Consider the following 13,843-nt stretch of genomic DNA (forward strand, 5'->3'; position numbering starts at 1 on the left):
AGCACTTTTCTCACGGCGGAAAGTTTCAATGTATACTTGAATGTGCCTTATATATTCTTTTAGTTTTTCACCACAACTTAGACTCTAAAGTTATTGGCTTTAGGGTCTTTCTTTTGAAACTAGTATCTAAATCCAAACTTTAGTAAAAAAACGTAGCAGAAATTTTTATTTTAGGTCAGTCAATGTTATACTGAATGTAGCATATCAATATACGGAGTGAACTATGAATCCAATCATTTTTTCATTGACAGTTTTTCTTGCGGGTATTCTGTCTTTCTTTTCTCCCTGTGTCTTTCCTTTGCTACCGGTATATATTGGAATCTTGCTAGGAAGTGATCAGGAAAAGGCTATCCTATTGTTCGGGAAAAAAATTCGCTGGCATGGCTTGTTGAAAACCCTTTGTTTTATTGCCGGTATTTCTGTTATTTTCCTCCTCATTGGTTTTGGAGCGGGCTTGCTTGGAAAGATCATGTACACCAATTGGTTCCGTTATCTGATGGGAGCCCTCATCATTATCCTTGGTCTTCATCAAATGGAAGTCTTTCATTTTCATTTCCTTGAAAAGCAAAAAACAATGGATTTTGGAGCCAACAAACAGAAGAATGAATTGTTTTCAGCTTTTCTCCTTGGTCTTGGTTTTAGTTTTGGTTGGACGCCTTGTATTGGTCCGGTATTAGGATCAGTCCTTGCTTTAGCAGCATCAGATGGGCAAGATGCTCTTATGGGTGCTATTTATCTCCTTGTATATACATTGGGAATGGCTCTTCCGTTTTTACTGTTAGCCTTAGCATCTAGTCTGGTCCTACCTTACTTTAATCGTCTCAAACCCCATTTGTTATTGCTGAAGAAAATCGGCGGAGCCATCATTATTCTGATGGGAATTCTCTTACTCTTGGGACAATTGAACAGTTTGTCATCTATCTTTTCATAAAAATAATCGGAGGTTTAATGCATGATGAAAGGTTTTAAATATGCTTGTTTCTCAGTTCTTTCTTTAGCTTTGCTGTCAGCTTGTTCCATGAATCAATCCAGTGAGACTAGTATGGACAATCAGACAACAATGAATACAACAACGAATAAGAATCCTTTGGTAGGAAAAGACGCTAGTAACTTTGAACTAAAGGATATGAAGGGGAATACGGTCAAACTTTCAGACTACAAAGGGAAGAAGCTTTATTTGAAATTTTGGGCAACCTGGTGTGGCCCTTGCCGGCAAAGTATGCCCGAATTAGAGAAATTGGTCAAGGATACGGATAGAGACTTTGAAATTCTGACCATTATGGCACCAGGACTCCAAGGTGAAAAAACAGAAGAAGAATTTGTTAAATGGTTTGATCAACAAGATTACAAGTCCGTACCGGTCTTGTACAATCCAGATGGTTCTGCATTTGCAGATTATCAGGTTCGCTCTATTCCTACAGAGGTCTTTATAGACAGTCATGGGAAAATTGGACATGTCCAATTAGGGGCTATTTCAAATGAAGATGCTAAGAAGATCATCAAAGAGTTACAATAAAAAAATGAAGCACGAAGCTTCATTTTTTTATTAGTTGCTTGCACCAGAAGTTGCATCGGCATCTCCGTGCCCTCCGTCACCATGTCCTCCAGCATCAGAAGCACCAGAAGTTGCATCTGCACTACCGTGTCCACCAGCAGGAGCAAATGGACCGCTTCCGCCAACTAGACGTTGGCCGGTTGTTTGCAGGTACCAGTCCAACCATGGTTTGAAGTTGAAGACAATCTCATTGATACCAGCGTATGAACCATCTTCATAGTACATAGCTTGGTAGTTGTGAGTGTTGATCACGCCTTCAGGAGATCCTGGAACAATAGTCCGAACATAGTCTTGGTTACCGTTACGAAGGGTACCAATCACCCATTCCACGTTTTTCATACGTGCTGGTGGTAGGGAACCATGAACGGTTGACATCCGGCTTCCTGATTGAGGTGGCACGCGTTTGGCAAACATGGTATCAGGATCTTGATGGGCATTGTTGTAGTAGAGGAATTGGTTGTTATCATCGGCATAGGTCAATTCAAATGGCATAGCCTTTAAGAACATATCAATTTGGTTAACGGTTAGGATACCGTGGTCGAGTTTGACATAGGTATCGCCGGAAACGGCACCAGTGATTTCAGCTACTTTTTCTACCCAATCTGGATCGTCAGGATCGACCTCAGTAACAGTTGTAGCGATTGGATGATTACAATCCAAGTCTTCTGGTTCAATTGGTTTTGGTTTTTTCAATTTAGATACAACCTCAACGTATTTCATAAAATTATCCAAGCAGGTTTCGAGGAATTTGACGGTTCCTTCGTTGATGATATTGCCGTTTTCGTCAAAAGCTTCTTTTGCTTTTCCAAGAAGGAATTCATTACCTGGAAGAGTATAAGCATTGACACCTGGAGCATCAAGGATCTTGCGGAGGTGAACCTGAGCACGTGATGTCCCTTGATCATAGTAGGAAGCACCAACAATCATTACTGGTTTGTTTTCAAATGGATGCACCTCAAAAGATAGCCATTCAAGAACAGATTTAAGAGCAGCAGAGATCGTATGGTTGTGCTCTGGAGTAGCAATGATGACACCATCTGCTCGAGTAATTTTATTGTACAAAAGACGTAATTGGAAACTTTCGTCCCATTTTTCATCTTGGTTAAACATTGGAACTTCATCGATTTCAAGAACTTCCAATTCAAATTTGATCTTAAATTGGCGGCGAATGAATTCCAAAAGTTTACGGTTATATGATTGATCGTAGTTTGATCCTACAAGTCCTACAAATTTCATTCTTTCCTGTCTCCTATCTTACAAGTTTTCCCAGTCAAATTCTTCAGCATCTTTGCGAAGCAATTCTTGGGCATTGCGCAATTTGTCTGTAATTTTCACGAACACACGGAAATCATTGAAGATGGCATCTAATTTTTGAATGACATCCAAATCCACCAAGTCTCCATTTTGATCAAAGGCTTGCAATGAATGAGAAAGCAAGAATTCATCTGGCAAGACATTCGCCTTAATTTCTGGAGCGTTTAAGATTTGACGGAGTTGGAGTTGGGCGCGTGAAGATCCCAACGTACCGTATGAAGCCCCAGTAATCATGACTGGTTTATTCAACAATGGGAAGACTCCGTATGAGAGCCAAGCGAGTGCACTCATCAAGACCGCTGGAATAGAGTGGTCGTATTCTGGAGTCCCAATAATGACTCCATCAGCCTCCTCAATTTTTGCAACAATATCCAAGACAGCTTCAGGCACTTGTTTGTCGGCTGGTTTGTTAAAGACAGGGATATCTTTAATTTCAACCAATTCGATCTCAGACTTGTCAGCAAAATGTTTTTGCATGTATTGAAGCAGTTGACGGTTTGTAGAACGTTTGGAGTTAGTCCCCACAATCGCAATAAGTTTTATCATGGAAAATTCCTTTCTGATAGGAGAATTATAAATAAGATTGAAGCCCACTTGTATAGGCGATCTTGCCTGATTGAGAAACCAATAAGGTATCTATACCAGGAAGTGATTCAACAGTGTTGAGGATAGAAGTAGGAGATTCCCCGAACAAGCGGGTAGTCCATATCTCCCCGTCTACGGATCGATCAGATATGATGGTGATACTGGCTAAGTCTGTCTCGACCGGATAGCCCGTCGCGCTATCAAAGATGTGGTGAAACGACTGGCCGTCAACTTCTAAATGACGCTCGTAGATGCCAGAGGTGACAATAGATTTATCCTTGACAGAGAGGACCAGTAGGTGCTGACCTCTTTTTTCGACTGGATTTTGAATGCCAATCCGCCAAGGCTGTTGTTTGACGGGATGTTGACCGACAGTGAGGATATTTCCTCCAAGATCGATCAAGGCATCTGTTACTCCCTGGCTCTTTAAAAAGGTCGCAATGCAGTCTGCACTATAGCCCTTAGCCAAGGCTCCTAAATCAATCTTCATTCCAGGACGCGTCAGAAAGACCGTATGATGTTCTGGGTCGAGCTGGATTTGGTGAGGATCGATCATGGTCAGAGCTTGATCAATTTCCCCTTGCTGGGGACGTCTAGCATCTGAAAATCCAATTCGCCAGGTCTGTACAAGAGGACCAATGGCGATGTTTAAATGGCTGTTCTGAGCTTGACTATGCAAGGTTCCTAATGCAATCAGTTCAAAAAGATCTGGATGTACTTGGACAGGAGCAATACCAGCTTGGTGATTGACTTCCATGAGTTCAGAACTTGCATCATTAGCACTGAAGCGATGTTCGTAGGAGCGAAGAAGTTCAAAGCAGCGGGCTAAGAGTTCATTCGCTTGTGGGTGACAGATCGAAACAGTGATGGTCGTTCCCATCAACCGTTCGGATCGACTACTTAGGTCCACTAAAAATCTATCCTTTCCTATTTTCACTTACTTACAGTATATCAAAAAGATATCGTTTTCACAATCCTTTCAAGCATATTGTTTGACATTTTTTGAAACATGTGAAATGTGATTTTCTGGAAAATTGAAAAAAAGATCACAAATTCTGAGCAAAATAATTGTAACCGATATCATTTTTATGATATACTCAAGAAGTAAATTAAATTAAAGGTAGGATTTATTCTATGAGTAAAATCGTTGTTGTAGGGGCTAACCATGCCGGAACAGCTTGTATCAACACTATGTTAGATAATTTCGGAAATGAAAATGAAATTGTAGTTTTTGACCAAAACTCAAACATTTCATTCCTTGGATGTGGGATGGCGCTTTGGATCGGTGAGCAAATCGATGGTCCTGAAGGTCTTTTCTACTCTGACAAAGAAAAATTGGAAGCAAAAGGTGCAAAAGTCTACATGAACTCTCCTGTTCTTTCAATTGACTATGACAACAAAGTGGTTACAGCGGAAGTTGATGGAAAAGAACACAAAGAATCTTACGAAAAATTGATCTTTGCGACTGGATCAACACCAATTATTCCCCCAATTAAAGGAGTTGAAATCGTTCCTGGTAACCGCGAATTCAAAGCAACTCTCGAAAATCTTCAATTTGTTAAATTGTACCAAAACGCTGAAGAAGTGATCGAAAAATTGAAAGACAACAGCAAACACTTGAACCGTATCGCCGTCGTTGGTGGTGGTTACATAGGTGTTGAACTTGCTGAAGCTTTCGAACGTCTTGGTAAAGATGTTGTCTTGGTGGATATCGTGGACACTGTTTTGAATGGTTACTACGACAAAGACTTCACTGACATCATGGCGAAAAACTTGGAAGACCACAACATCCGTTTGGCACTTGGACAAACGGTTCAAGCGGTTGAAGGAGACGGTAAGGTAGAACGTCTTGTAACCGATAAAGAAACCTTCGACGTAGATATGGTCATCTTGGCTGTTGGTTTCCGTCCCAATACAGCTCTTGCAGATGGTAAGATTGAACTCTTCCGCAACGGTGCCTTCCTTGTCGATAAGAAACAAGAAACTTCACTTCCAGGTGTCTATGCAGTTGGTGACTGTGCGACTATCTATGACAATGCACGTGGTGAAATGAGCTACATCGCACTTGCATCTAATGCGGTTCGTTCAGGTATTGTTGGTGCCTACAATGCGACTGGTCATGAATTGGAAGGAATCGGTGTTCAAGGTTCTAACGGTATCTCTATTTATGGCCTTCACATGGTTTCAACTGGTTTGACTCTTGAAAAAGCAAAAGCTGCCGGCTTCAATGCCACTGAAACAGGCTTCAATGACCTTCAAAAACCAGAATTTATCAAACACGATAACTATGAGGTTGGCATCAAGATTGTTTATGACAAAGACACTCGTCAAATCCTTGGAGCTCAAATGGTATCACGTGATAGCGCCATCTCAATGGCCATCCACATGTTCTCACTTGCAATTCAAGAACATGTGACAATTGATAAGTTAGCCTTGACTGACTTGTTCTTCTTGCCACACTTCAACAAACCATATAACTACATCACAATGGCAGCTTTAACTGCTGAATAATGGCTAAATGAAAAACAAAGCTAGCGGTGCTAGTTTTGTTTTTTTTGTCTTTCCAAGTATTCAGAGTCAGTGAAATAAGGTATAATGAATAGGATAAGAGTTTGAAGGAGTTAGGGAATGTCTGAAAAAGAAGAAGCCTTAAAAAATGAATTTCGTTTTGCCTCTAGTTCGATTGTGGCCCATATTGTCAGAGGTGTTCTGGTTGGGATCGTTGTGGGCTGTGTCGTCTCTAGTTTTCGCTTTTTAATCGAACATATTTTTCATTTTGTTCAAGGCGTCTACAAGGAGATGTCTGGTCAACCACTTTATTTGCTGGCGATGCTGTTGGGGTATGGGGTGATCGTACTGATTGCTGGTCGTCTCATAAGCACCAATCGGGATATCAAGGGATCGGGAATTCCGCAAGTCGAAGCAGAGCTCAAGGGTCTTTTGGCGGTGAGCTGGTGGGATACCTTGTGGAAGAAGTATATTTTAGGTGTCTTGGCCATCGGAAGTGGCTTGATGCTTGGTCGTGAAGGTCCTAGTATTCAATTAGGGGCTATGGGTGGAAAAGGAGTGGCCCATCATTTGAAGGTCAGCCCAGTTGAAGAGCGGTCTTTGATTGCAAGTGGAGCTGCTGCAGGCCTTGCAGCCGCCTTTAATGCACCTATAGCAGGACTTTTATTTGTCGTGGAAGAAGTCTACCATCATTTTTCTCGATTCTTTTGGATTTCGACCTTGGCCGCTAGTCTGACTGCTAATTTTATTTCACTCAATGTCTTTGGTCAAACACCCGTACTTCATATGCCGCAAAATATTCCGCCGCTCCATTTGTCTCAGTACTGGATTTACCTTTTTCTTGGAGTCTTTTTGGGGGCAGCAGGTTATGTCTATGAAGTAGTGGTGCTGAATATCGGTCGATTGTATCGTTTACTTGAGAAGATTTTTCATGTTCCCTCTCATTACTCTTCCTTATTTGCCTTTGTCTCGATTCTTCCAATCGGCTATTTCCTTCCACAAATTCTTGGTGGCGGGAACCAATTGGTTTTGGATTTAGCTCGAGTACCGTATCCAGTTCTATCGATCCTTCTCTATTTTACGATCCGTTTTATCTGGAGTATGTTGAGCTATGGTAGTGGTCTACCTGGCGGAATTTTCTTGCCCATTCTAGCTTTAGGATCTCTTTTAGGCGCGATCGTTGGAACTTTCCTCCAAAACATTGGCTTTATCTCCCAAAATCAATTACCTCTCTTCATTATTTTAGGAATGAGTGGGTATTTTGGGGCTATTTCAAAAGCGCCATTAACAGCGATGATTTTGGTAACAGAGATGGTCGGTGATATTCGTAGTTTAATGCCACTGGGTATGGTCACCTTGCTGGCTTACATGATCATGGATCTCTTCCATGGAGCACCAGTCTATGAAGCCATGCTGGAGCAACTCTTACCTGATAAGGCGCAAGAAGAAGGAGAGTTGACCTTGATTGAGATTCCTGTATCCGAAAAGATTGCAGGGAAACAAGTTCATGAACTCGAACTCCCCCAAGATATTTTGATCACCACGCAAATGCGAAGTGGTAAAAGCTATATGGTCAATGGTGCGACCCGCTTGTATCTAGGTGATAGCATCTTTGTGGTGGTGAAAGAATCTGAAATTGGACGAGTCAAGGATATTCTTTTGTAAAAGACAGTTTCTTAGAAAGTCTTTCTATTATTAAATTTTCAGACAATTGTTGAAAAATGAGAAAACTTCTGGTAAAATAAGTCCAAGAACAAAAGAGGAGAAGTCTTTCATGAAAAAATATAGTCTACTCTTATTGAGTGTTGCTCTTTTAGCAGGGTGTGCGAATTCTACTAGCAAACAGTCCAGTCAAAAGACGCAAACCAGCTCAACGGTGCAGTTATCAAAGGCTGACCAGAAGACCTTGGACAATGCGACAGCTGAATACAAAGACTTTGTTGAAATGCAAATCGACCAATTGCTTAAGGATACAGAAGGTTTCCGAGATACCCTAAAAGCTGGGAATTTGGAAGAAGCTAAAAAACAATATCCCTTGATCCGCATGGCCTATGAACGTTCCGAACCGATTGCTGAAACCTTTGGGGAGTCTGATGTGAAGATTGACTACCGTTTGGTAGACTATGTGGATGAAAATAAATCAGAAGAAGGCTGGTCTGGCTTCCACCGGATTGAGCGCATTCTTTGGGAAAACAATACCACAGATGGAACAGACAAATACGCTGACCAACTGGTGAACGATATCAAGGAGTTGAAAGCTAAAATTGCTACAGTAGAAGTCACACCGGATATCATGTTGACCGGTGCTGTCGATTTGCTCAATGAAGTGGCAACGCAAAAGATTACAGGTGAAGAAGAAGTCTTCTCTCATACAGATCTTTACGACTTCCGTGCCAATATTGAAGGGGCTGAAAAGATCTTCTCTCTCTTTAAACCTTTGATTGAGAAAAAAGATGCTAAATTGGTTAAAACCTTGGAAGCAGAATTCAAGAATGTTAATGCTTTATTGGACAAACACATGACAGATGATTCAAACTATAAGTCTTACACAGATTTATCCAAGGAAGATACTAAGGAATTGGCTGAAGCGGTGACCAAACTTGGTGAACCTTTGTCTCAAATGGGTGTGATTTTAGATGGGAAATAAGAAAAATGGCTGACGAAAAATTTTTAGATAAAAAAATGGACCGTCGTGAATTTCTTAAAAAAGCAGGTATTGGAGGGGCTGGTCTAGCGCTAGGTCTCTCTGGTGCATCTGCTTTTTTCGCTAATCAAGACAGTTCCAGCAAAAAAGCTTATGATGGGGATGAAGACATCTCCTTTTATGGCAAGCACCAAGCAGGGATTACAACGGCCATGCAGAAGGCTTGCTACTTGGTGGTGTTAGACCTTCACACGACGGACAAAAAAGAAGTCATCCAGCTCTTTAAAGACTGGACTGATTATAGTAGTAAATTAGTCGAAGGAGAATTGGTCAAAAAAGATGGGTTCAATGCCCTCTTGCCACCAACAGATACTGGTGAAACAGTGGGACTCAACCCCTATCGCTTGAGCCTGACGTTTGGGGTATCGGCTTCCTTTCTAAAGAAACTGGGCTTGGAGTCCAAACGTCCGAAACTCTTTCGTGATTTGCCCCCATTTCCAAAGGAGCAGTTGCAGGACAAATATACAGGTGGCGATATCGTCATTCAAGCCTGTGCAGACGATGAGCAAGTAGCCTTTCATGCGGTGCGAAATCTGATTCGTAAGGGTCGCAATACCATTACCATGAAGTGGAGCAAATCAGGATTTGCAGCTATTGGTGACCGAAAAGAAACGCCCCGCAACCTCTTTGGTTTCAAGGATGGAACAGCAAATGTCACGACGGAGAAGGATTTTGACAAGGTCGTCTGGACTGATAGCAAGGATTGGATGAAGGGTGGTTCCTATATGGCTCTTCGCCTAGTGCAAATGCACTTGGAAACTTGGGACCGAACCAATTTGCAGGAGCAGGAAAATACCTTTGGTCGCTACAAGGAATCCGGTGCTCCCTTTGGTAAAACCAACGAATTTGATGAAGTAGATTTATCTAAACTACCAGTTGATTCACATGTTCGTTTGGCCAAAGAAGTGGATCGACCGATTTTACGGCGTTCTTATTCTTATTCGGATGGCATCAATGAACAGACTGGGCAATTTGATGCTGGCTTGATCTTTATCGCCTTTCAAAAAGATCCAAACAGTTTTGTTAAAATCCAAACCAATCTAGGTGCAGAGGATAAAATGAACGAGTACATCACCCATATCGGAAGTGGACTCTTTGCTTGCTTTGCAGGTGTTGAGAAAGGAGGCTACCTTGGTCAAGCACTCTTTGAATAAACTTTTGATCTTGTTAGGCCTTCTTGCCTTGTTCTGGACTCATCCAGTGGCTGCGGAGTCTTATAGCGATCTCTTTATCAAGATCACAGATGCAACAACCGCTATAGAAAATAAGGACCAGAAAAAGGCCAAGGAATTGATTGCTGAAATTCAGGCTGATTTTGAATCCAAAGACCACCATGATTCCAAAGCAGGGAAAAAAGTTAGCCAAGCCCTGGCTATAAAAGGGGAGGTAACCAAAGAGGATCTCACCAAGATCTCATCAGCCTTGCTCGCTTTTGAAAAAGAGCAAAATCCGGTCGATTTAGAGGCGGAAAAAGACAAACTCGTGAGTCGCCTCGCACCTTACTTTAAGAATCTACAAGAGGCCATTACAGCTAAGGATCTGGATAAAACTCGTCAAACCTATGCCGATCTCAATAATACCTGGACGCGAAACGAAGCAGTGGTAAGAGATCATAGCACAGCCTACTATGGCAAAATCGAGACGGCCATTTCACTCTTGCGCAGTAGTATTGAAACAGAGCCTACCGATTTTACCAACATCCAGTCCTCTTATGATGATCTCAAAAACGGGATTGATGCCTTTGTAAAAGGAGAAGCCATTAGCAGTGCTAGTACGGATTTGACGTTGAACGATGGGATCAAGCTTTTGGAGAAGGCGCAAAGCCAATTCCAATCCGGCGACGACAAATCTGCAGCAGCGACTATGAAGCAGTTCATCACGATCTGGCCAACCATCGAGGGGGATGTCAGCACGACGAATCCCAGTCTCTACACGCGCGTAGAGAGCGAATCCCCGGTCATTATGGTCAAGGGGAAAGAAAAGACCTATCAAGAGAAATTACAAGCCTTGATCAGAGACCTGTCTGCGATCGATACGACAGCTTCTTACAACGCCTTTGATGCCATGTTGATTCTTCTGCGTGAAGGAGTAGAAGCCCTTCTGATCGTGATGGCGCTTGTGACGACCCTTAAGGCCGCTAAGATGAGGAAAGGACTCAAATGGGTTTACGGTGGAGCTATTGCTGGTGTTCTTGCCAGTGCAGCGATCGCTCTTGTTTTGCAAGTAGCGTTTCCAGCCGTTACTTCGGGATCTAACCGGGAAATCATTGAAGGTGGCGTTGGGATTTTCGCTGTAGTCATGATGATTCTCATCGGAATTTGGCTCCACAGCAAGTCCTCTGTCAAACAGTGGAATGCCTTTATGGACCGTCAAATGAAGACCGTGACGGCTACAGGAAGCTTTGTCTCTATGTTTGCTCTCAGTTTCTTAGCAGTCTTTCGTGAAGGGGCTGAGACCATTCTCTTTTATGTCGGGATCATTCCGCGGATTACGACCGCGAATTTCTTACTGGGAATCGGGCTTGCTATAGCTGTGCTCATCATCATTGCAGTGGCCATGACCAAGGCTAGTCAAGCTATCCAACCTCATCGAATCTTTTTCATTCTGACATGGTTGATTTACGTCTTGGCTTTCAAGATGCTCGGTGTCAGCATCCACGCCCTGCAGTTGACCAATATCCTACCAAGCAATTTGGTCAATGGACTTCCAACCATCGATTGGGCGGGCATCTATCCAAGCTGGGAAGTTCTTCTTCCCCAACTAATCTTTGTGGCTCTGATCGCCCTCATCACGGTGAGACAACATGGCAAAGAGTAGAGCAGATGAAATGACCATTGTTGAGCACTTGGTCGAATTTCGAAAACGATTGATCGCAGTGGTCTTATGTTATATTATCGTCTTCATCGTAGCCTTTGTATTTGGAGGAGAGCTCTACCAAGCCTTGACGGCTAGCCTGCATCAAAAACTGCTGGTGCTGGGACCGAATGATATCCTCTGGATCTATGTATCGCTGGCCAATCTCACAGCCTTTAGCCTGACCTTGCCCTTTATTGTCTACCAGATCTGGCAATTTGTAAGGCCGGCTCTGAAGGAGAAGGAGGCGCGTGCAATCTTTGCCTACATCCCAGCTAGCTTTATTTGCTTTGTGCTGGGGCTTGCATTTGGTTATGTCTTTGTCAGTCCAGCTATTTTAGAGGTCTTGATGCGTTTAGGAGAAGGGCTGTTTGATACCCAATTAACAGCACAAAATTATTTAACCTTCTTATGGCATACTACCTTGCCTTTAGGGGTCTTGTTCGAGTTACCAGTTTTGGTCGCTTTTCTGACCTCGATTGGACTTTTGACACCACAGTTTTTAATAACCTACCGACGTTACGCTTACTTTGTTCTGCTGGTCTTAGCCGTCGTGTTAACCCCTGCAGACTTTATCAGTGACTTGGCCATGACACTCCCTTTGATCCTCTTATTTGAAGTCAGTGTCGCCATCAGTAAAGTCATCTATTCAAGAAAAAGGAGAAACTAATGGGAATTTTACGTGATATTGGAGCACCAGGTTTGATCATCATCATCCTGGGCGCCCTCTTGATTTTTGGACCAAAACGCCTGCCTGAGTTGGGCCAGTCTATCGGCAAAATGTTTGCTGAATTTAAGACAGCTGTCAATAAAGGCAGTGAAGAAGCAGATCAAGACGCCAAAGAAGCTAAAGAAGAAAAAGAATAATCAGACAATTTTCAAAATTCTATTGAGTTCGATTGCATAAAAAGGTATAATAAGACAAGTACTTGCAATCGACGAAGGAGGAAACCATGATTATTACGATTTTGTCACTCATTTTCTATTTTAGCTATATCGGATTCTTATGCTGGTTGGTCGTAAAAATTGTCGAAAAATTGTTCAATTTCTTGTTGAACCGTTAATGAAGAAACAATCCATTTCACCCCGAGTGAGTGGATTTTTTGTGTCCAATTCAGTTAGAAAGATTCAAACAAAGAGGTTTTAACGGTCTCAGATTGAAGATAAAGTCATATAAAAAACTTTCCTTAAGTGAGTACGGACGTCAGCGAACTTATTAGAAGTTCCATGACTAAATCAAAATACAAAGGGCGTCTGCGGATAAAGTCAAAAGAGGAAATTAGAAAGCAAGTGAAACAACACAACAAAACCATCGTTTTACTGACTGTTTTGTTTATTGCTATGCTTTCCATTTAAATGTTTTTATATCTTTCAACTTCTAGTATTTCTTGTTACTAGTGATGGACTATATCGTTTGTTTTTCTTATTTATTTTATAAGAATGTTAAGCTTAATAGAAATACAGTAATTACAAGATTGTAATATATTCTGTTATAGCTTTATGTGGCATGGGTATAAATTGATATGACTTTTATTATCTATGGTATAATGAGATAAATTTGGAGTTGTAGAGGCGAGCATTTGGAAGAACATAGACCTGATTTTAGAGATATAAAATCATTTGAAGAATTTAACAGATACTACTGGTATCGAGAAGAGCTTTCACAAATTTGTAAGTACCTTGGATTAGAATACAGATGTACAAAAAAAGAATTAAATCATATTATAGAACAATATTTTAGGGGAAATAGAGTAGAAAAAGTTTTGAGGAAAAGAAACAAAAATCAAACCGAAATAATAACCCTAAATACATCATTACTTGAATGTGGGTTTTCCTTTAATCAGAAATTTCGTGATTATTTTTCAGCTGTAACAGGTGTTAATCCGTTTAAGTTTAATGCTGATATGGCAACTGCTTGGAGAAAAGTAAAACGGGACAACAACATAAATTTTACAATCCAAGATATGATTAAAATATACTATGGAGAGTCAGACTACGCCAAGTATGATAATTCAGCTTGCCAATGGAATCAATTTCTAAAAGACTTTTGTGCCGATGAATTTAGCAATCATTACTCCAACAAGTTAAAAGTTGCGGCTATCCTTTGGAATGAAGTTAGAGATTCAAAAAATAAAAAAATTTATTCACGGGGACTTCTAAAAGAATATAGCTACAAAATAGAGGAGTACTGTAAGTAAACAACTTCAAGTTTGTCGAACGGAATATAAAGTATTAAAGACGATAGCACTCTGTTTTTGCAGAGTGCTTTTTTGTTTTATAGAATATAAGAGAATGTGGGATACTTGCTTTCTCTGCTAGATGAT

Annotated in this window: 13 protein-coding genes; 10 read left to right on the forward strand and 3 right to left on the reverse strand. The window is 41.3% G+C overall.

Annotation, left to right across the window (positions count from 1 at the left end):
• Nucleotides 1-223 precede the first annotated feature (223 nt).
• Together ccdA2 and HMPREF2685_RS05945 are read left to right on the forward strand one after the other, a co-directional pair.
• Nucleotides 224-931 (forward strand): thiol-disulfide oxidoreductase-associated membrane protein CcdA2, encoded by a 708-nt coding sequence (ccdA2, locus tag HMPREF2685_RS05940; protein WP_045759415.1) that lies wholly within the window; start codon nt 224-226, stop codon nt 929-931.
• Nucleotides 932-952: 21 nt separating this feature from the next.
• Nucleotides 953-1,516, forward strand: coding sequence for a TlpA family protein disulfide reductase (locus HMPREF2685_RS05945; RefSeq protein ID WP_080978242.1), 564 nt, complete (start codon nt 953-955; stop codon nt 1,514-1,516).
• A gap of 30 nt (nt 1,517-1,546) precedes the next feature.
• Here HMPREF2685_RS05945 and HMPREF2685_RS05950 read toward each other — a convergent pair whose 3' ends face one another.
• Genes HMPREF2685_RS05950 through HMPREF2685_RS05960 form a run of 3 tightly spaced genes read right to left on the reverse strand, consistent with a single transcriptional unit; the run spans nt 1,547 to nt 4,364 of the window.
• Complete coding sequence (locus tag HMPREF2685_RS05950) at nt 1,547-2,791, reverse strand: NAD(P)H-dependent oxidoreductase (RefSeq protein ID WP_049507732.1); 1,245 nt, start codon at nt 2,789-2,791, stop codon at nt 1,547-1,549.
• 18 nt (nt 2,792-2,809) lie between these two features.
• The gene (locus tag HMPREF2685_RS05955; RefSeq protein ID WP_061591091.1) at nt 2,810-3,415 is read right to left on the reverse strand and encodes an NADPH-dependent FMN reductase; all 606 of its coding nucleotides are present in this window, start codon (nt 3,413-3,415) and stop codon (nt 2,810-2,812) included.
• 25 nt (nt 3,416-3,440) lie between these two features.
• Nucleotides 3,441-4,364 (reverse strand): FAD:protein FMN transferase, encoded by a 924-nt coding sequence (locus HMPREF2685_RS05960; RefSeq protein ID WP_315940850.1) that lies wholly within the window; start codon nt 4,362-4,364, stop codon nt 3,441-3,443.
• 224 nt (nt 4,365-4,588) lie between these two features.
• Here HMPREF2685_RS05960 and nox point away from each other — a divergent pair, with 224 nt between their 5' ends.
• From nox to HMPREF2685_RS06000, 8 genes are all read left to right on the forward strand, one after another.
• The gene (gene nox / locus HMPREF2685_RS05965) at nt 4,589-5,965 is read left to right on the forward strand and encodes a H2O-forming NADH oxidase (RefSeq protein ID WP_023918076.1); all 1,377 of its coding nucleotides are present in this window, start codon (nt 4,589-4,591) and stop codon (nt 5,963-5,965) included.
• 117 nt (nt 5,966-6,082) lie between these two features.
• Complete coding sequence (locus HMPREF2685_RS05970; RefSeq protein WP_061591089.1) at nt 6,083-7,627, forward strand: ClC family H(+)/Cl(-) exchange transporter; 1,545 nt, start codon at nt 6,083-6,085, stop codon at nt 7,625-7,627.
• A gap of 109 nt (nt 7,628-7,736) precedes the next feature.
• Nucleotides 7,737-8,609 carry an iron uptake system protein EfeO gene (efeO, locus tag HMPREF2685_RS05975; RefSeq protein ID WP_061591088.1) on the forward strand — a complete coding sequence of 291 codons (873 nt, stop codon included), beginning with the start codon at nt 7,737-7,739 and terminating at the stop codon, nt 8,607-8,609.
• Between the two features lie 5 nt (nt 8,610-8,614).
• A complete protein-coding gene (efeB, locus tag HMPREF2685_RS05980; RefSeq protein WP_061591087.1) occupies nt 8,615-9,820 on the forward strand; it encodes an iron uptake transporter deferrochelatase/peroxidase subunit in 1,206 nt (401 codons plus the stop codon).
• Nucleotides 9,798-11,483: an FTR1 family iron permease gene (locus tag HMPREF2685_RS05985; protein WP_070465878.1), complete on the forward strand. Its 1,686-nt coding sequence runs from the start codon at nt 9,798-9,800 to the stop codon at nt 11,481-11,483. Before efeB ends, HMPREF2685_RS05985 begins: the two co-directional genes overlap by 23 nt.
• Complete coding sequence (tatC, locus tag HMPREF2685_RS05990; protein ID WP_031576239.1) at nt 11,470-12,189, forward strand: twin-arginine translocase subunit TatC; 720 nt, start codon at nt 11,470-11,472, stop codon at nt 12,187-12,189. Before HMPREF2685_RS05985 ends, tatC begins: the two co-directional genes overlap by 14 nt.
• Entirely contained in the window at nt 12,189-12,386 is a 198-nt protein-coding gene (locus HMPREF2685_RS05995) for a Sec-independent protein translocase subunit TatA/TatB (RefSeq protein WP_023918087.1), read from the forward strand. The genes tatC and HMPREF2685_RS05995 overlap by 1 nt, the downstream gene beginning before the upstream one ends.
• A gap of 713 nt (nt 12,387-13,099) precedes the next feature.
• On the forward strand, nt 13,100-13,717 hold the full coding sequence (locus tag HMPREF2685_RS06000) for an SAP domain-containing protein (protein ID WP_023918090.1): 618 nt from the start codon (nt 13,100-13,102) through the stop codon (nt 13,715-13,717).
• The last annotated feature ends 126 nt before the right edge of the window (nt 13,718-13,843 follow it).

The organism is Streptococcus sp. HMSC074F05 (assembly GCF_001808725.1).
Classification (GTDB): domain Bacteria; phylum Bacillota; class Bacilli; order Lactobacillales; family Streptococcaceae; genus Streptococcus; species Streptococcus parasanguinis_I.